The 18,457-nt window shown below is 62.7% G+C and carries 18 protein-coding genes and 1 pseudogene; 7 read left to right on the plus strand and 12 right to left on the minus strand.

Going from position 1 to position 18,457, the window contains the following annotated elements:
• Positions 1-119: 119 nt before the first annotated feature.
• On the plus strand, positions 120-1,238 hold the full coding sequence (gene ald / locus QMO82_RS09895) for an alanine dehydrogenase (RefSeq protein WP_183607612.1): 1,119 nt from the start codon (positions 120-122) through the stop codon (positions 1,236-1,238).
• Between the two features lie 16 nt (positions 1,239-1,254).
• Here ald and QMO82_RS09900 read toward each other — a convergent pair whose 3' ends face one another.
• Entirely contained in the window at positions 1,255-1,764 is a 510-nt protein-coding gene (locus QMO82_RS09900) for a DUF1203 domain-containing protein (protein WP_183607611.1), read from the minus strand.
• Positions 1,765-1,842: 78 nt separating this feature from the next.
• Here QMO82_RS09900 and QMO82_RS09905 point away from each other — a divergent pair, with 78 nt between their 5' ends.
• Positions 1,843-2,079 (plus strand): hypothetical protein, encoded by a 237-nt coding sequence (locus tag QMO82_RS09905; protein WP_183607610.1) that lies wholly within the window; start codon positions 1,843-1,845, stop codon positions 2,077-2,079.
• Between the two features lie 30 nt (positions 2,080-2,109).
• On the opposite strand, the gene QMO82_RS09910 is transcribed toward QMO82_RS09905, so the two are convergent.
• The 4 genes from QMO82_RS09910 to QMO82_RS09925 are packed head-to-tail and all read right to left on the minus strand — an operon-like array spanning position 2,110 to position 5,345.
• Complete coding sequence (locus QMO82_RS09910) at positions 2,110-2,670, minus strand: GNAT family N-acetyltransferase (RefSeq protein WP_183607609.1); 561 nt, start codon at positions 2,668-2,670, stop codon at positions 2,110-2,112.
• A gap of 5 nt (positions 2,671-2,675) precedes the next feature.
• Positions 2,676-3,545, minus strand: a complete 870-nt coding sequence (gene sseA / locus QMO82_RS09915) for a 3-mercaptopyruvate sulfurtransferase (protein WP_183607608.1) — start codon at positions 3,543-3,545, stop codon at positions 2,676-2,678.
• 18 nt (positions 3,546-3,563) lie between these two features.
• A complete protein-coding gene (locus QMO82_RS09920; RefSeq protein WP_183607607.1) occupies positions 3,564-4,301 on the minus strand; it encodes an alanyl-tRNA editing protein in 738 nt (245 codons plus the stop codon).
• 6 nt (positions 4,302-4,307) lie between these two features.
• The gene (locus QMO82_RS09925; RefSeq protein ID WP_183607606.1) at positions 4,308-5,345 is read right to left on the minus strand and encodes a cysteine synthase A; all 1,038 of its coding nucleotides are present in this window, start codon (positions 5,343-5,345) and stop codon (positions 4,308-4,310) included.
• Between the two features lie 226 nt (positions 5,346-5,571).
• On the opposite strand from QMO82_RS09925, the gene QMO82_RS09930 reads away from it, so the two are divergent.
• Positions 5,572-6,231 carry a ChrR family anti-sigma-E factor gene (locus tag QMO82_RS09930; RefSeq protein ID WP_183607605.1) on the plus strand — a complete coding sequence of 220 codons (660 nt, stop codon included), beginning with the start codon at positions 5,572-5,574 and terminating at the stop codon, positions 6,229-6,231.
• Between the two features lie 98 nt (positions 6,232-6,329).
• Positions 6,330-7,163, plus strand: coding sequence for an SDR family NAD(P)-dependent oxidoreductase (locus QMO82_RS09935; RefSeq protein WP_183607604.1), 834 nt, complete (start codon positions 6,330-6,332; stop codon positions 7,161-7,163).
• Here QMO82_RS09935 and QMO82_RS09940 read toward each other — a convergent pair whose 3' ends face one another.
• The 3 genes and pseudogenes from QMO82_RS09940 to QMO82_RS09950 form a co-directional block, all read right to left on the minus strand.
• A complete protein-coding gene (locus QMO82_RS09940) occupies positions 7,164-8,423 on the minus strand; it encodes a cyclopropane-fatty-acyl-phospholipid synthase family protein (RefSeq protein ID WP_183607603.1) in 1,260 nt (419 codons plus the stop codon). It lies immediately after the preceding gene.
• 174 nt (positions 8,424-8,597) lie between these two features.
• Positions 8,598-10,045 (minus strand): annotated as a pseudogene (locus tag QMO82_RS09945) (deoxyribodipyrimidine photo-lyase).
• Between the two features lie 175 nt (positions 10,046-10,220).
• Positions 10,221-10,547 carry a hypothetical protein gene (locus QMO82_RS09950; protein WP_183607602.1) on the minus strand — a complete coding sequence of 109 codons (327 nt, stop codon included), beginning with the start codon at positions 10,545-10,547 and terminating at the stop codon, positions 10,221-10,223.
• 199 nt (positions 10,548-10,746) lie between these two features.
• On the opposite strand from QMO82_RS09950, the gene QMO82_RS09955 reads away from it, so the two are divergent.
• A complete protein-coding gene (locus tag QMO82_RS09955) occupies positions 10,747-11,061 on the plus strand; it encodes a hypothetical protein (RefSeq protein WP_183607601.1) in 315 nt (104 codons plus the stop codon).
• 40 nt (positions 11,062-11,101) lie between these two features.
• On the opposite strand, the gene QMO82_RS09960 is transcribed toward QMO82_RS09955, so the two are convergent.
• A complete protein-coding gene (locus QMO82_RS09960; protein ID WP_183607600.1) occupies positions 11,102-11,587 on the minus strand; it encodes an Lrp/AsnC family transcriptional regulator in 486 nt (161 codons plus the stop codon).
• Between the two features lie 138 nt (positions 11,588-11,725).
• Here QMO82_RS09960 and QMO82_RS09965 point away from each other — a divergent pair, with 138 nt between their 5' ends.
• On the plus strand, positions 11,726-12,145 hold the full coding sequence (locus QMO82_RS09965) for a DUF2000 domain-containing protein (RefSeq protein WP_183607599.1): 420 nt from the start codon (positions 11,726-11,728) through the stop codon (positions 12,143-12,145).
• A gap of 131 nt (positions 12,146-12,276) precedes the next feature.
• Positions 12,277-12,954: an HAD family hydrolase gene (locus tag QMO82_RS09970; RefSeq protein WP_183607598.1), complete on the plus strand. Its 678-nt coding sequence runs from the start codon at positions 12,277-12,279 to the stop codon at positions 12,952-12,954.
• A 36-nt stretch (positions 12,955-12,990) separates the two neighbouring features.
• Here the strand turns inward: QMO82_RS09970 and QMO82_RS09975 are convergent, their stop codons facing one another.
• From QMO82_RS09975 to nirB, 3 genes are read right to left on the minus strand one after another with little or no spacing between them, the layout of a single operon-like run.
• Complete coding sequence (locus tag QMO82_RS09975) at positions 12,991-15,648, minus strand: nitrate reductase (protein WP_183607597.1); 2,658 nt, start codon at positions 15,646-15,648, stop codon at positions 12,991-12,993.
• Positions 15,649-15,999, minus strand: a complete 351-nt coding sequence (nirD, locus tag QMO82_RS09980) for a nitrite reductase small subunit NirD (protein WP_097618964.1) — start codon at positions 15,997-15,999, stop codon at positions 15,649-15,651.
• 4 nt (positions 16,000-16,003) lie between these two features.
• Positions 16,004-18,454 (minus strand): nitrite reductase large subunit NirB, encoded by a 2,451-nt coding sequence (nirB, locus tag QMO82_RS09985; RefSeq protein ID WP_183607596.1) that lies wholly within the window; start codon positions 18,452-18,454, stop codon positions 16,004-16,006.
• Positions 18,455-18,457 lie beyond the last annotated feature (3 nt).

Genomic DNA, 18,457 nt, shown 5'->3' on the forward strand with positions numbered 1-18,457 from the left:
AATCGCCGAAAAATCGCCTCTTCGCAAATCGTCTTTGCAAGGACATTTCGCGGCCTTGGTGGTTGGATTCATCATCTGAGGAGATCCGCGGCTGCGGAGATGACAGGAGAGGAACGCCAATGCGTGTCGGTTGCCCGAAGGAAATCAAGAATCATGAATATCGCGTCGGTCTGACGCCGGCTTCGGTGCGCGAATATGTCGCCCACGGTCACGAGGTCTGGGTGGAGACCAAGGCGGGCGCCGGCATCGGCGCCGATGACGCCGCCTATGCCGCGGCTGGCGCGAAGATCGCTGCCTCCGCCAGGGATATCTTCGAAAAGTGCGACATGATCGTCAAGGTGAAGGAGCCGCAGCCTTCCGAATGGGCGCAGCTCCGCGACGGTCAGCTGCTTTATACTTATCTGCATCTGGCGCCCGATCCGGAACAGACCAAGGGTCTGATAGCCTCCGGCGTCACGGCGATCGCCTATGAAACGGTGACCGACGAGCGCGGCGGCCTGCCGCTGCTGGCGCCGATGTCGGAGGTTGCCGGGCGCCTGTCGATCCAGGCGGGTGCGACCGCGCTGCAGAAGGCCAATGGCGGCCTCGGCGTCCTGCTCGGCGGCGTGCCCGGCGTCTTGCCGGCCAAGGTCGCGGTCATCGGCGGCGGCGTCGTCGGCCTGCATGCGGCCCGGATGGCCGCCGGCCTCGGCGCCGATGTCAGCATCCTCGACAAGTCGCTGCCGCGCCTGCGCCAGCTCGACGATATCTTCTCAGGCCGCATCCACACCCGCTATTCCAGCATTCAGGCGCTGGAGGAGGAAGTCTTCTCGGCCGATCTGATTATCGGCGCCGTTCTGATCCCGGGTGCGGCTGCGCCGAAGCTCGTCACCCGCGAGATGCTCTCCGGCATGAAAAAGGGCGCCGTCATCGTCGACGTCGCCATCGATCAGGGCGGCTGCTTCGAGACCTCGCATGCGACGACCCATTCCGATCCCACCTACGAGGTCGACGGCGTCGTGCATTATTGCGTTGCCAATATGCCGGGCGCTGTCCCGGTCACCTCGGCGCACGCACTGAACAATGCCACACTGGTTCACGGCCTGGCGCTTGCCGATCGCGGCCTGCGCGCCATCGCCGAAGACAAGCATCTGAGGAACGGCCTCAACGTCCACAAGGGCCGCATCACCAGCAAGCCGGTCGCCGACGCACTTGGCTACGAAGCCTTCGCGCCGGAGAGCGTACTGAACGTTGCGTAAGCTGCCTGTCTCTACGTCAGCTAAAGGCGCCGGTCTCCGCAAGGGTCGGCGCCTCTACCTTGTCGATCCGGCATTGAAAGCAATTGTTGCGCGCCGAGCGCACATGCACATAGGTGATATCAGATCGTCCCAGCAGCTCTTCGCCATAGGCGGGAATATCGCCGATAGCAGTCACCGCGCCGGTGCCGTAGACGATGCGGTCGTTCTCGCTGTAGCCGCGGACGATGAAATCCCGGCTCGTCGTCAGTACCGGCGGCATGATGTCTTCGGCGGTATAGCGTGCGCAAGGTTGCTTGTGCAGGAAGACCGGTCCGGTTTCGGCATAGGGCTGCAGCTTCGGGAAGGGCCGGTAGGCGAAGACCAGCAACGCCTCGCCGGCATCGATATTCTGAAGGCAATGGCGGCAGGGATGACCGGGACCATCGGAAACGATCGTCTCGGGCAGCCTGTCATAGGCGTCGCGGCCGCCGTTCCAGAGCTGTTCGGCGTCGGTCGTCGGCATGGCGACAAAACGAATGGCGGTCATGGCAGATCTCCTTTGTGATTGCCATGAAATGCACCCCGACGAGCGGGCAAGCCACCCGATTCTTGCCTGCGTCTGCATATGAGATCGCCGGGGAGCGAAAAGCGGAGTATCTTCTGGGCGAACGCCGTAAGCCGAAAGGAGAAGGCCTTGGCCGACGTCGATCTCGCACTGCTGGCGCAACAGAATGCTGAAATACTGGAAGAACTCAGGGCTCTGCGCCGGGAAGTAGCGGAACTGAAAGAACAGTCGGGCCGCACGCTCGATTTCGAGCGCCGCAACGACCCGCGCCGCCCGAACAGTCTGACGCAGCGTTAGCCATCTCCCCTTACCTCGGGAAAGAAGCTGTCAGCTTTTCCGCGCCATCTCCAGAAGCTCCTTGTCGCTCAGCGGACGCACAATCCCGGCGCCTGTGGACACTGGCGAGAAGCCGTACATCTGGTAGAGCTGCAGCGCGCGCGGGTGGTCGAGATTGTTGGTGGTGGTGGTGACCCGCTTCGGGTTGAGTGACCAGATGGCGTAGAGCGCCTGCAGCAGGAACCATTTGCCGATGCCGAGACCGAGCGCATGTTCGATCAGGCCGAAATGGCTGAGCTCGATCGTATCCTCGTCCTCGCAGAAATATTCGTAGAAACCGGCGGGCGCGCCATTCACATAAAGGACGCTGATATTGTTGCGCTTGTCGTTCAGTGTCTCGGCCAACTGCTCGTCGCTCATGCGCAGCCGGTCCACCCATTGCCAGCGCGCGCCCACCTGCCGGTAGAGATAGCGATAGAAGGGCAGCGGGATCTGGGGCGCGCGCATGATCGCCGTCTGAATATTGACGGGCACCGGCATGCTCGCCTTCGGCGGCGCCGTCATTTCCAGCCGGGTGATGTGGGCTTTCAGCGAAGCGGGCGTCTTTCCCATGGCGATCAGGCTTTGACTGGCGTCGGCGGGCCGGTGACGACGGGCGTATCGTCACGGCTGCCCCATTCGCTCCACGAGCCGTCATAAAGCTTGTTGTCGTGATGGCCGAGCGATTCCAGCGCCAGCGTGATGATCGCGGCTGTTATCCCCGAGCCGCAGGAGGTGACGACGGGCTTGGAAAGGTCGATGCCGGCCTCCTCGATCGTCTGGCGGAGTTCCGGCAGCGATTTGAATCGGCCCTGGTTGGCGAAGGTACCGGAGGGCAGGCTGCGGGCGCCGGGCATATGGCCGGAGCGCATGCCGGCACGCGGCTCGGGCTCGGCGGCGGCGAAGCGGCCGGCGCTGCGGGCATCGGCGATCTGCATCGCGCCGCTCGCGACGATATCGCGCATCCTATCGAGCGCCACCACGCGGCTTTCGTCGAAGTCAGGCGTGAAGGTCGCCGGCGCATGGCTGGGCGTCGTCGTTTCGAGCCGACGGCCCTCGGCCTTCCAGCCATCGAGACCGCCGTCGAGCACGAAGACGTTTTTCGCGCCCATCACCCGGAACAGCCACCAGACGCGCGGCGAGGCGAACAGGCCGATGCCGTCATAGACGACGATGCGATCGTTCTCGCTGATGCCGAGCCGGCCGGCCTCAGTGGCGAAATAGTCGGGCGAGGGGATCGTGTGCGGCAGCGACGTCGAATGGTCGGCGATCTTGTCCTGGTCGAAGCGGATGGCGCCGGGAATATGGCCGGCCGCATATTCGGCATCGGCATCGCGCTTCTGCGCCGGCAGATAGAAGGAGGCGTCCAGCACGCGCAGATCCGGCTTCCCGAGCTCAGCCTGCAGCCAGTCGGCCGACACCACGAAACGGCTCTTGCTCTCACTCATTATGCTCTCCCTTGATGATCAGGCTTCGTCGCCGGGCGTGCCGAAGCGGATTCGGAAGCGCCGGTTCTCCTTGCCCTTTTTCTCGATCTTGGCGATATGGATCTGGCCGACTTCCTGCGTTTCGGAGACATGTGTGCCGCCGCAGGGCTGGCTGTCAATCGAGGAGTTCTCACCGATGCAGACGAGGCTGACGCGCCCGAGCCCAATCGGCGGGCGCACGTTCTTCGATTTGACGATGTCTGGATTGGCCGCCAATTCCTCATCGGTGATCCACTGCAGATAGACCGGATGGTTTTCGGCGACCAGTTCCATCAGCTTTGATGTCACCTGGTCCTTGTCGATCGTTTCGGTCATGTCGAAGTCGACGCGGCTTTCCTCCTCGCCGACGGCAGCCCCGGTGATCGGATAAGAGCAGACGACGGATAGCAGGTGGCAGGCCGTGTGCATACGCATCAGCCTGTAGCGGCGCTGCCAGTCGACATGCAGCACCAGCGTCTCGCCGACTTCCGGGCGCGGCTCGTTTTCGAGCGGCACATGGATGACGATATCCTTGCTGGGTCCGTGCTTCGTCTGGCCGAGCGCGATCTTGGTGCCGTCGGCGCGTTCCAGCGCGCCGGTATCACCCGGCTGACCGCCTGATGTCGCATAGAAACAGGTCTGGTCGAGTTCGATGCCCCCGTCCTCGTGAACGGCGGTAACAACAGCCTCGCATGTCGAGAGATAGAAGTCGTCACGATAGAGGGCATTGACGGGCATGGGGTCTCACGCGGGTTCGTAGGGAACGTCTATCTCGGACGACTTGGCCATCCAGCCCGGAACGGGCAGTCCTTTCGAGGTCAGGAAATCCGGGTTGAAGAGCTTCGACTGATAGCGGTTGCCGTAGTCGCACAGGATCGTCACCACCGTGTGGCCGGGCCCGAGATCCCTCGCGAGTTTGACCGCGCCGGCAACGTTGATCGCCGTCGAGCCGCCGAGGCAAAGGCCCTCGTTTTCGACGAGGTCGAAAAGATAGGGAAGCGCTTCGGCATCGGAAACCCGATAGGAGAAATCGGGCGTGAAGCCTTCGAGATTGGCGGTGATGCGGCCCTGGCCGATGCCCTCGGTGATCGACGATCCCTCGGATATCAGCGTGCCGTTCTGGTAGAATTCGTAAAGTGCGGCGCCGTCGGGATCGGCGATGCCGATCTTGACGTCCGCATTGAAAGCCTTGAGGCCGGCGGCGACGCCTGCCAGCGTGCCGCCGGAACCGACAGAGCAGATGAAGCCGTCGACCTTGCCGTCGGTATCTTTCCAAATTTCCCTGGCGGTGGTTTCGATATGCGCCTGACGGTTGGCGACGTTGTCGAATTGGTTTGCCCAGATCGCCCCGTTCGGCTCGGTCTTCGCCAGCTGCTCGGCAAGCCGCCCGGACACTTTCACGTAATTGTTCGGGTTCTTATAGGCGACGGCCGGCACTTCGACGAGTTCGGCGCCGAGCAGCTTCAGCGCGTCCTTCTTTTCCTGGCTCTGCGTTTCCGGGATGACGATGACGGTGCGGTAGCCGAGCGCTTTGGCGACCAGCGTCAGGCCGATGCCGGTATTGCCGGCCGTGCCTTCGACGATGACGCCGCCCGGGCGAAGCAATCCCTTCCGCTCTGCGTCGCGGATGATGTAGAGCGCGGCACGATCCTTCACCGATTGGCCGGGGTTCAGGAACTCCGCCTTGCCGAGAATGGTGCAGCCGGTTGCCGCTGAGGCGCCCTTGAGCTGGATCAGGGGCGTGTTGCCGATGGCTTCGAGGACGGAGGGGTGAAAGGTCATGGAATCTGCCTCTATTCGAACTCTTACTTTAGGAACGGTCTTTTCCCTTCACAAGGCTGTGTTGGCAAGAAATGCTATTCCACGCCTCTGTCGGACACGATAAAATTTGGCCTCCGTCCCCCGAAATGACGCATGGCCGGCAATCCCGCCTTGGGCGGGGTGATCCGAAGATTGACTTTCCCCGTACGGATGACGACAAAGCGACAACGGAGCCCGGCAACAGGGCGTGACCGAAACAGACATGGTTCACGAGCAGATCGACACGATCGATGCATTGATGGCGCATTATGTTGCCGGCTCCTTGCCCGAGCCGGCGCGTGTGCTGGTGCAGGCTCATCTTGAAATGAAACCGGACAATCGCAGCCTGGTGAACAGCCTCGAGCTGCTGGCGGGCGAAGCCCTGGAAAGTGTGCAGCAAGCTTCCATTGCCGACCGCGACCGGCGGCTTGCGGCGATTTTTGCCTCCGATTCTCCCATCATGGAGCCTGCTGCGATCGAGCGGCCGGAGCATGCCCTGTTTCCTCAGGCATTGCGCGATTTCGTCGGTTTCGAGGCCGAGGACGTGCCCTGGCGCACGCGGCTGCCGGGCTTCAAGGAGTATCCGCTCGACATGGACGGCTGCGAGGTCAATCTGATGTGGATCCGTCCGGGCCGCGCCTTGCCGGCACACACGCATAAAGGCATGGAACTGATCCTCATCCTCGACGGCGCCTTCAACGATGAGCGCGGCCGTTTCGGTCCCGGCGACATCTCAATTGCCGACGAGACGGTCGACCACCGGCCGGTCGCCGAAAAGGACAGACCTTGCATCGCCTTTGCCGTTTCGGACGGGCCGGTCAGGCTGACGGGATCCTTTCGACAGATGATCGGCGACCTGATCGGCTGAAAGCAGCCACAATGGTGTGATAGAGCCATAAATCCGGGAGGAGCAGTGAACTTCCGGACCTGTTTCGTGTTGATCAGGCAGAGCCGGAGGAACATGTCATGCGTGATTTCATCGCCCGTCCCGAACATGGAATCGTCTGGATCACCGGGGCGAGCTCGGGTATCGGCCGGGCGCTTGCGCTGAAGCTCGCGGCCGAAGGATACAAGGTCGCGGTCACAGCCAGAAGTCACGAAAAGCTGGTCGAACTGCAGGCCGAGGCCCGCGGCCTTTCCGGCAGCATCGTCGTTCTCGACGGCGACGTCACCGATGCCGAGGACATGGAACATGTCATGGCCTCCATTGAATATGAACACGGCACGCTCGCCATGGCGATCCTCAATGCCGGCGTCTGCCTGCCTGTTCATGCCGAGGATCTGAACCGGGCCGATTTCGACAAAAGCTTTGCCGTCAATCTTTCCGGCGTCGTCAACTGCCTGTTGCCGGCGATCGGCCATATGAAGGCGAAAGGGCAGGGGCAGATCGCCATCGTCTCCTGCGTCACCGGCTATGGCGGCCTGCCGACGGGTGCGGCCTATGGCGCCACCAAGGCGGCGTTGATCAATATGGCCGAAAGCCTGAAATTCGATCTCGATAAGATCGGCATCCGCATCCAACTCGTCAGTCCGGGTTTTGTCGATACGCCGGCGACGAGGAGGAACGCCTTTGCGATGTCAGCCTTGGTATCGGTCGAGGAGGCCGCCCGGCAGATTGCCGCCGGCCTGAAATCGCAGGCCTTCGAGATCACCTTCCCTAGGCGCTTCATCACCATACTGAAACTCGCGCGCCTGCTTCCCTATGGCGCTTATTTCCCCTTGGTGAACCGCGTCACCGGCTGGCGGGAGCGGCGGTCATCGACTGGCCATCATCCGGCGACACCGCACCCGGCGGAATGATCAACGGCGCGAGAACACAACCTGGCGCACATCGATATTGCGGGCGCGGAAGCCGGCCTCGCAATAGAACAGATAGAATTCCCAGAGCCGCTTGAAACGCTCGTCGAAGCCCATCGGGCGGATGCGCTCCCAGACCGACCAGAAGCGCTCGCGCCATTCGGCAAGCGTGCGGGCATAGTCGAGCCCGAAGCCGAAATCCTTGACCAGCGACAGCTCGACCTTGCCGGCGAGTTCAGCGAGATGATTGCGCGTTGGCAGCATGCCGCCGGGAAACACGTATTTCTGGATGAAGTCAGGATTGCCGCGATACTGGTCGAAGGACTCGGGCTTGATCGTGATGATCTGCAGGCCGGCCTTGCCGCCCGGCTTTAGGCATTGCCTGAGCTTGGAGAAATAGGATGGCCAGTATTTCTCGCCGACCGCTTCGAACATCTCGATCGAGACGATCCGGTCATAGAGTCCAGTCTCGTCGCGGTAATCCTGGAAGCGGAATTCGACGCGGTCGCCGAGGCCGGCCTTGCGGATGCGCTCCTCGGCAAAGACGAGCTGCTCGCGGCTGATCGTCAGCCCGGTCACCTTGCAGTTCAGCTCGCCGGCGGCAAATTCGGCAAAACCGCCCCAGCCGCAGCCGATCTCCAGCACGTGATCGCCGGGACCGATGCCGGTCGCTTCGGCGAGCGCGCGGTATTTGGCGTTCTGGGCCGATTGCAGGTCGTTGGCGCCGGTGGAATAGAGTGCCGAGGAATAGGTCATGCTCGGATCGAGCCATTCCCTGTAGAAATCATTGCCGAGATCGTAATGGGCTGAGATGTTGCGCTTCGAGCCCGTCCTGGTGTTGGCATTCATCCAATGGCGCATCCGCTCGAAGAGGCGGCCAAGGCCGCCCTTGCCATGCGCGTAGCTGAAGGCGGCTTCGCCGTTGACGAGAAAGAGTTCGAGGAAGGCGGCGATGTCGGGGCTGTCCCAGTCGCCGTCCATATAGGTTTCGGCAACCCCGATCGTGCCGCTCGCCAGCGCCCGATAGGCAAGGTTCCAGTTGTGGAGGCTGAGTGCCGCCTTCGGCCCGGCCTTCTTGCCCTCGACCAGCAGCCTGCGGCCGTCGGGGAGGGTCACGGCAAGCGAACCGTGCTGCATGTGCAGAAGTCCACGCAGCGCCAGCCTTGCCTTGAAGGGCAGGCCCTTCACCATGCGGGACATGTTTTCGGCCGTCAGCGTCACCGCGTCACGAGCCAGCAGATTCCAGTCCTGCGCCTTGCTCATCTCTCCTCCTCCCGCATTTTCCTGCCGGTTAGGGACGACGAAGCACCCGTTATGATATGCGCGGCCGCCCCCCCGGCCATTGTATCGAAGGCTACTGCATAATTGCTCAAATCGGAACCGATTTAAGAGAAGATCATAAGAGCAGTTCAATGGAAGCGGGATCGGCGTGCGCGTTCAGGCTGCACCCCTCGTGGCGTTGTAGGCGGCGAGCGCGCGGTTGCGCGCACTGGCATGGTCCACGATCGGTTTCGGATAGGTTTGGCCAAGCGTGACGCCGGCCTCGTCGAGCATGCTCTTCGGCGCCTCGAACGGCCTGTGGATGTATTTTGCCCCGAGTTGTCGAAGCTCCGGCACATGAGCCCTGACATAACAGCCGTCCGGATCGAAAGTCTCGCCCTGGAGCACCGGATTGAATATCCGGAAGAACGGCGAGGCATCGGCGCCGGAACCCGCCACCCACTGCCAGCTTGCCGCGTTGTTGGCGGGATCGGCATCGACAAGCGTGTCGCGAAACCAGGCCTCGCCCCGGCGCCAGTCAACCATCAGATCCTTGATGAGGAAGGAGGCGACGATCATCCGCACGCGATTGTGCATCCAGCCATGCCGCCAGAGCTGGCGCATGCCGGCGTCGACGATCGGGTAGCCGGTCAGCCCTCGGCGCCACGCCTCGAAATCGTCATCGTCATTGCGCCATTCGAAGCCGTCGAAACGATCGTTCCAGTTGTCCGAGGCAAGACGCGGGAAATGGAAAAGCAGGTGATAGGAGAATTCGCGCCAGGCGATCTCCTTGCGGAAATGCACGATGTCGGCCGCCGGCACCCGTTTCGACAGACCACGGGTCGCGTCCCATATGCGGGCAGGGGAGATCTCGCCGAGCGCTAGATGTGGCGACAGCATCGATGTCGCCTGCTTCGCCGGATAGTCGCGGTTTTCCTTATAGCCGTCGAGCATGTCCTCGACGAAGGAACGGAGCTTTTCCCGCGCGCCTTGTTCGCCCGGCGTCCAGAGATCACCAAAATCCCTCGCCCAGTCCGGCTTCGTCGGCAGCAGTTTCCAGCTCTCCAGCCTTTCCGATTTCGGAAGCGGCGATGCCAGCCGCAGTTTCGCCGGCGCCTCCAGCGGCGGCTCCGGTTCGCGGCGCCCTCCAGCGCGTGCCAGAAAGGCGTATAGACACGGTAGGGGGTGCCGCTGTCGGTCATCAGCCGGGAAGGTTCGTGCAGCAGCTGGCCCCCGAAGCTTCTCGCCTCGATCGCCTGCTTGTCCAATTCGTGCTCGATGCGGATGTCGACGGCGGTGCCGGATGGATCGTAGCGCCGGTTCCAGAAGACGGCTTCGGCGCCGCTCTCTCTGATGATAGCACGAAGAACCTCGAGCGCCTCGCCGCAGGCAAGCACCAGCCGTCCCTGGCGCCTGCGCAGCGCTCTGTCGAGCGCTGCCAGCGAATGATGCAGCCACCAGGCCTGCGCGGCCCCGAGCGGACCGGTATGGGCCGCGGGCTCGCTGATATAGAGGAGGATGACCGGCCGCCCGGAGAGATGGGCTGCATTGAGAGCCTGGTTGTCGTCAAGGCGCAAATCCTTGCGAAACCACAGAATGACCGGTTTTGCCGTGTCCTTTGCCAATGAGTCCGTCCCTGCTCGTGTTCTTTCAACCTGCTACGGAGGTACGGAACGGCCGGATTAAAAGTTTCATCCGGAAGAAGAAGCGTTCGTCGCTGCCGGGACATGAAAAGGCCGGCGTGAACCGGCCTTTTCCAAGCGTGGCGCACCGCGCGACATGCTTGAAGCGTAGAAATGCTTAGTTGTCGTATTCGCGGCAGGCTTCGCTGATCGAGGCGCCGCTCTGGCCGCCACGCGTGTCGACGCCGGACATCTGCTGTGGCATGCCGGGGCATTCCATCGTTTGCGGCTGTCCGATGCTCTGTGTCGTCATCGGATCGACCGGCGCCGTGCGCACCGGATACATGCCATTGTCGTCATTGGTGTAATCGGACGAGTAGTTGCCCGAACTCGGATCGGTCGAGCCGCCATTGGTCGGCCCGATCGGATCGGGGTTCGACTGGGCAAAGGCCGACGATGCCAGGCCGAGTGCAAGCAGAGAAGCGGCGACAAGGGATTTGGTCATGAGGATATCCTCCTTTGATTTTCATCTTGGATGACCCTGGTGTAACTGCTGGGTGGAATCATGGTTCCGAAATTCGCGAAAACTTGCACGCGGCCTTGCATGGTTACGCATAAACCTTAACGGCCGAAGCCGCTGGATCGCCGCCGCCGCCTGCCTTAGTGACCTGATGAAACGCTAAATTCAGCAGCATGAGGCCGCTATGTTCGTTTCCCCTCGCGAGGCCGCAGATCTCGGTCTGCAGATTGCGCTTGCGCTCGCCTTGACGGCAAGCGGCATGGCAATCGCGTCCTCTGCCATGGGCGGCGAGAAGGCCGGTGTTTCCCCGATTGACCTCAGCCGCCCCTCGTTATGGAGCACAGTCCCGATGCGCGTCGACCCGACGACGCAGGCCCCTCTGCGCGCCGATGCTCCCACCGGGCTAAAACTCGCCGGCGGCCGCGATGATCAGTGTTATGACCGGATCGGCCTGCGTCTCTCCTGCGACTTGATCGCCACCGCCAGCACAGCCTTTTAGGCCGCCTCTTCGGAGCCGCCTGGGAAGCAAGGGCTGCGCTTCAGCGCGAACGGCCGGTGGCCGCTAGCTGCACGGGCAGAATTGTCGATGCCTTGATGTCCTTCAGCACGAACATCGTATGCATCTCCTTGATGCCGGGCAGTCGGCGGATCACCGTCATGGCGAATTCGGCATAGTTGTCGAGATCGGTGGCAACCACTTGCAGCAGGAAGTCAGCCTCGCCGGCGACGGAATAGCAGGCGATGACCGCCTCCAGCTCGCCGACCTCGCGCTCGAAACGTTCGGCCTCGTCATGGGAATGCGTATCGATCTGCACACGCACGAAGGCGAGGACACCGAGGCCGACGGCGCGGCGATCGACGAGGGCTTGATAGCCGCGGATGACACCGGACTCTTCAAGCCGCTTTACTCTGCGCCAGCAGGGCGAGGTCGACATCCCCACGCGTTCCGCCAGCTCCTGGTTGGTCAGCCGTCCTTCGCTTTGAAGCGCCTTCAATATCCGGATATCTCCCGGCTCGAATTCCATAACAGGTGAGTCCTTTCTCATTTTGTTGATGTACGGGAAGATCCTACCAAAATCGCAGGCGAGACGACAGGAATAGGCAGGATATTTCCATGGCTTTCGATAGGTTGGGGAGGTCGAACGAGGAAGGGAGACTGAGGGATGACGGGTGAGGACTGGCGTGTCGCGGTGATTGTCGAGCCGGGGCTGCTGGCCGGCGAACTCGCCAATACTGTCGCCGTGCTGTCGATCGGCCTCGGCGCTGCAGCCCCCGCGCTTGCCGGTGCGCGGCTGACCGATCAGGCCGGCCGGATATTTCATGTCAGCGCCAACAAGCCGGTGCCGGTGCTGCAGGCGGCGGCCGCGGATCTGAGATCGCTGCTGCTGAAGGCTTTGCCGGCGCCTGACGGCGCCCTGGTCGTGCCGTTCCCACGTTTTGCCCGCACCCTGCACGTCTATGCCGAATACGAGGCTTCGATACCGGAACGCGACCTCTCCCGCGAAACCATCGACGGTGTCGGGCTCGCCGGTCCGACGAAGTGGATCCGTTCGCTGACGGGTTCACTGAAGCTGCTGCGTTGACGCATGTGGGTAAGGCTTGCCGCGGCGTATAGACCGGCCCGTCCCTGCCAAAGCTTGCAAAAGGCGACGATTTGCCGTTTCATCGGGCGATAGCGACAACCATCCGATGCTCTTCCTTAAAGGATCCGCCTTTGTCCCTGCCGATGCCCCGCGGCTTCGAGAAGCCTTATGCCGCCTTCCTGTTCGATATGGACGGTACCATCCTCAATTCGATCCGTGCCGCCGAGCGTGTATGGAGCGATTGGGCGAGACGCCACGGGCTCGATGTCGCCGCTTTCCTACCGAAGATGCATGGATCGCGCGGGGTCGACACGATCGCCCGGCTGAACCTGCCGGGCGTTGATCCCGAACATGAATCCGGGCTGGTGACCGAGGCTGAAATCGCCGATGTCGGCGATGTCGTTGCCATCCCTGGCGCCGCGGCATTCCTGAGCGCGTTGCCGCCCGATCGCTGGGCGATCGTCACCTCCTCGCCCTTGCGCCTTGCCCATCGGCGGCTGGAGGCGGCAGGCCTGCCGCTGCCGAAATTCATGGTGACGGCGGAGGACGTCAAGGTCGGAAAACCCGACCCGCAATGTTACATCTTAGGCGCCGAACGCCTCGGCGTCGGCACGCAGGACTGCCTGGTGTTCGAGGATGTCAAAGCCGGCATCACCGCCGGCGAGGCGGCGGGCGCCGATGTCATGGTCGTGACCGCAACCCATCACCAGAAGATGGAAACGTCGCATCCGACCCTCTCATCCTATAATGAGATTTCCGTCCGCATCTCCGCCGATCGCAGAATGCTGATCGTTCCCAATGCGGCCTGACATCAGTCCGGCCGCGCTATAGCGTCCTTTGCGCTTTCACTCCGCGGCGGCAGTCAGACAGCGATCGATGATCCTGCCGATTTCGCTGCGGCAGGAGCCGCAATTGGTTCCGGCGCTGGTTTCCTTGCCGACCGCCTCGACGCTGTGGCATCCGCCGCGCACGGCGGCAGCGATCTGGTTGACCCCGACACAGAAGCAGGAGCAGACGGTGGCGCCTGGATCCGGCCTGCCGGCGCCGGGGCGGCCTGCAACGAGCGCAAAGCGTTTCCGGAGATCGCCATGCGAGGCTGAAAGCTGCGAGATCGCCCAGTTGCGTGCGACGGCGACGGGCTCGCGTGCCAGAAACAGCGCGGCAAGCAGGACCTCGGCATCGAAGAAGGCGAGCCTAAGGTCGCCGGATTGCCGGTCGGCATAACCAAGCGGTTCGATCTCTGCCGGAATGGCGAAAACCGCCCGGCACCAGGCCGTCCAGTCTTCGACGGCCTCAGTGAAGGCAAGCTCCAGCCGCCAGCCGCCATCGGCTTTCGCCAGCGCCCAATAGGCGGCATCTGGTGTTTCCGGTTTTGTCGCCGAGACGGCGAAGCCGTAATGCGTGGCGCGGAAGGGCCGGACGGCGACGGCGACGTTCTTCGACGCCGGCTGGCCGGAAACGGGATCGGTGATCGGCGCGACCACGGCGTCGATCCGTGCTTTGGCCGCGAACTGGTCGTTCCAGTGCATCGGCGCAAAGATGCCGCCGCGGGCCTGGCGATCGGTCACCAGCGCCCGGACGATTGCCTTGCCATACGGACTGTCGATCTCGACGAGACCGGCGCTCGATATGCCGGTCTCGATCGCGTCGCGTGGATGGATCTCCGCGAAAGGTTCGGCGATATGGGCGGAAAGCCGTGCGCTCTTTCCGGTGCGGGTCATCGTGTGCCACTGGTCGCGAATGCGCCCGGTATTCAGCGTGAAGGGGAAGTCGGCATTGGTGCGGTTCGTTTCGGGTGGCTTGACCGCGACAAAACGCGCCTTGCCATCGGCATGGTAGAAACCGCCCTCGGCGAAGAAGCGGGTGACGCCGGCTTCGGTCCCTGCCGCCTGTGGCCACTGGAAAGGCGACAGCGCGTCATAGACGTCCCCGCTCATGCCGGCGCGCGCGCCGATATCGAAATCGCGGCTGCCGTTATTTTCGAAGGCGGAAAGGGCGGCATGTTCGGAGAAGATCTCCACCGGCGCGTCGAAATCGAAAGCGGCGGCAAAGCCCATCCGGCGTCCGACCTCGGCAAGCTGCCACCAGTCGGCTTTCGCATCGCCGGGGAGCCCGAGAAACGGCCGCTGCCGTGAAATGCGCCGTTCGGAATTGGTGACGGTGCCGTCCTTCTCGCCCCAGCCGAGCGAAGGCAGAAGCACATCTGCATGCCGGGCCGTATCCGTCTCTCTCCGGATGTCCGAGACGACGACGAAGGGACAGGCGGCGATCGCCCTTTCGACGCTGTCGGCATCCGGCATCGAGACGACCGGATTGGTGGCCATGATCCAGAGCGCCTTGATGCGCCCGTCGGCCACCGCACGGAACATGTCGACCGCCTTCAGGCCGGGTTTTGCGGCGATGACCGGCGAATTCCAGAAGCGCTGCACCCGGTCGCGATCGTCAGCATTTTCGATTGCCATATGAGCTGCCAGCATGTTGGCAAGGCCGCCGACCTCGCGCCCGCCCATGGCGTTCGGTTGGCCGGTCAGCGAGAACGGCCCCATGCCCGGGCGGCCGATGCGGCCGGTCGCCAGATGGCAGTTAAGGATGGCATTGACCTTGTCGGTGCCGGAGGAGGACTGGTTGACGCCCTGGCTGTAGCAGGTCACGACTTTCGGCGTCGTCTCGAACAGGCGGAAGAACTCCCGGATCTGCATGGCCGGCAGCCCGGTGCGTTCCAGGAGATCGTTGATATCAAGTGCTGCGGCCGCCGCAAAAGCGTCGCCGAAACCTTCGGTATGAGCGGCGATATAATTCTGGTCGATGGCCGGGCTTGTCGCGAGATGGGCAAGCAGTCCCATGAACAGCGCGACGTCGCCATCGGGTCGGATCGCCAGGTGCAGGTCGGCGATATCGCATGTCATCGTCCGGCGCGGATCGATGACGACGATCCGCAAGTTGGGCCGCGCTGTCTTCGCGGCGGCAAGCCGCTGGTAGATGACGGGATGACACCAGGCAAGATTGGAGCCGATCAGGATCACCAGATCCGCAAGTTCGATATCCTCATAGGTCCCGGGCACGGTATCGGCGCCGAAGGCGCGGCGATGCCCCGCCACCGAGGAGGACATGCAGAGCCTTGAATTGGTGTCGATATTGGCCGAGCCGATGAAGCCCTTCATCAGCTTGTTGGCGAGGTAATAATCCTCGGTCAGCAGCTGGCCAGAGACATAGAAGGCAACGGAATCTGGCCCGTGTTCAGCGATCGTTTCGGAGAAACGCCGGGCGACTAAGTCAAGCGCTTCGTCCCAGCCGCTGCGCTCGCCTGCAATTTCGGGATGGAGAAGCCGGCCGTCGAGATCGATGGTTTCGGCAAGCGCCGACCCCTTCGAGCAGAGCCGGCCGAAATTCGACGGATGCTCGGGATCGCCCTTGACGCTGACGGTTCCGGCCTCGTCGACCGTGGCGATAACGCCGCAGCCGACACCGCAATAGGGACAGGTGGTCTTGACCTCAGCCGCCATCTATTCCGCCGCCATCATCAGGCTTTCAAGCGCGATGAAGAGGGCGCCGTCCTCGTTGCGGACCGGTATGGTCCGCACCTCGCCCTGGTCGGCGCCGAGCGCCTTGCCGGTTTCGAGAGAAATCACCCAATTGTGCAGCGGGCAGGTGACGGCCTTGGCATGCACAATGCCCTGGGAGAGCGGACCGCCCTTATGCGGGCAGTGATCCTCGATGGCGAAGACCTCGTTTTCGGCCGTGCGGAAGACGGCGATCTTGCCCTGCGGCGTCTTCACGCAACGCGCGCCGCGCAGCGGAATATCGGAGATGTCACCGATCGGATGCCAGTTTTCATTGGGCCAGTTCATGTCCATCTCCTTACTCGGCTGCCTGCGGATAGCCGATCGTCGCCATCGGCTTGAACTCGTGCTTGTCCTTGCCGGAAACACGCTCCGACCAGGGATCGACCTGGGCAAATTTCTGGCTGAAGACGAAGCGGTCGTAATAGGCCTTGCGCTTTTCGGCATCACCCATGATCTGGCGGCGGATTTCCTCCAGGCCGATGCGCTTGGCCCACTTGTAGATGCGCTCGAGATAGCGGGCCTGCTCGCGGTACATCTGCGTCAGTGCCACGATATGCTCCAGCGCCTCGTCTTCGGTCTTCACGAGGCCGAGCACTTCCGTGCCCTTGATGTCGAGACCGGCCGCACCGGCGAAATGGATCTCGAAACCGGAATCCACGCAGATCACGCCGATATCCTTGCAGGTTGCTTCCGCGCAGTTGCGCGGGCAGCCGGAGACGGCCATCTTCAGCTTGGCCGGCGTCCAGGAGCCCCACATGAACCTCTCGATGCGAATGCCGAGACCGGTGGAATCCTGTGTGCCGAAGCGACACCAGTCAGAGCCGACGCAGGTCTTCACCGTGCGCAGACCCTTGGCATAAGCCTGGCCGGAGACGAAACCGGCCTTGCCGAGATCGGCCCAGACGGCGGGCAGGTCTTCCTTCTCGATGCCGAGCAGGTCGATGCGCTGGCCGCCCGTGACCTTCACCATCGGAATCTCGAACTTGTCGACGACATCGGCGATGGCGCGCAGCTCGTTCGCATTGGTGACGCCGCCCCACATGCGCGGAACGACGGAGTAGGTGCCGTCCTTCTGGATGTTGGCGTGGACGCGCTCATTGATGAACCGCGACTGGTAGTCGTCGGCATATTCATCCGGCCAGTCGCAGACGAGGTAATAGTTGAGCGCCGGCCGACATTTGGCGCAGCCGCAGGAAGTCTTCCATTCGAGCTCCTGCATGACGGCAGGGATGCTCTTCAGACCCTTGGCCTTGATCAGCCGGCGAACGTCGTCATGGCCGAGTTCGGTGCAGGTGCACATCGGCTGTACGGCAGTCGGATTGTAGCTGTCGCCGAGCGTCAGCGCCATGAGTTGTTCGACGAGGCCGGTGCAGGAGCCGCACGAGGCGGATGCCTTCGTGTGCGCACGCACGTCGTCGAGCGACGTCAGCCCTTTGCCTGAAATCGTCGAGATGATTTTACCCTTGCATACGCCGTTGCAGCCACAGATCTCCGCGTCATCCGGCAAGGCTGCAACGGCCGCCATAGGGTCCAGCGGCGACCCTCCCTGATAGGCCTGTCCGAAGATCAGCGTCTCGCGCATCTCCGAAATATCGGTTGCCTTCTTTTTCAGGTCGTTGAACCAGGCGCCGTCGGCGGTTTCGCCGTAAAGCACGGTGCCGATGATCTTATTGTCCTTGAGCACCAGGCGCTTGTAGACGCCGGCGCTGGCATCGCGCAGCACGATCTCCTCGCGGTCGTCGCCGTCGGCGAAATCGCCGAGCGAATAAAGCTCGATGCCGGTGACCTTGAGCTTGGTTGGCGTATCCGCGTGAACGAAGGCGGGCGAGCGATCGCCGGAGAGATGCGCGGCGGCGATACGGGCCATTTCATAGAGCGGCGCAACGAGGCCATAGACCATGCCGCCGACCTCGGCACATTCGCCGAGCGCGAGAATATCGCCATCCGAGGTCTGCATGCCGGCATCGACGACGATGCCGCGATTGACCGCAATGCCGGCGTCCTTCGCCAGGCCGACACTCGGACGAATGCCGACGGCCATGACGACCAGTGTTGCCGGGATGATGCGGCCGTCGTCAAGCTCGATGCCCTCGACCCGGCCGTCGCCGATAATCGCCTTGGTATTGGCCTTGCAGATGACCTTGATGCCGCGTTCCTCGACCGCCTTCTGCAGCAGATAGCCGGCGGCAGGATCGAGCTGGCGCTCCATCAGCGTCGGCATGACGTGCAGGACGGTGACGTCCATGCCGCGCTGGGCAAGACCGGCCGCCGCTTCCAGGCCAAGCAGGCCGCCACCGATGACAACAGCCTTTTCGCGCGACTGAGCGGCGAGCAGCATGGCCTGCACGTCGTCGAGATCGCGATAGGTGATGACGCCGGGCAGATCCTTCCCGGGAACCGGGATGATGAAGGGCACGGAACCGGTTGCGATCACCAGCTTGTCGTAGCTTTCGGTGACGCCGTGGTCGGAGGTGACGGTCTTGGCTTCACGATCGATATTGACGATCTTGTGGCCCTTGTAGAGCATGATGCCATGCTTGATATACCAGCCGTCGCCGTGAATGATGATCTGCTCGTAGTCCTTTTCTCCCGAGAGAACCGGCGACAGCATGATGCGGTCGTAATTGACGCGCGGCTCGGCATTGAAGATCGTAACTTCATAGCGACCCGGCGCCTGCTCGAAGAGGTGCTCCAGCATGCGCCCGGGCGCCATGCCATTGCCGATGATGACAAGTTTTTCGGTCATATT

Source organism: Rhizobium sp. BT04 (genome assembly GCF_030053135.1).
GTDB lineage: Bacteria > Pseudomonadota > Alphaproteobacteria > Rhizobiales > Rhizobiaceae > Rhizobium > Rhizobium binxianense.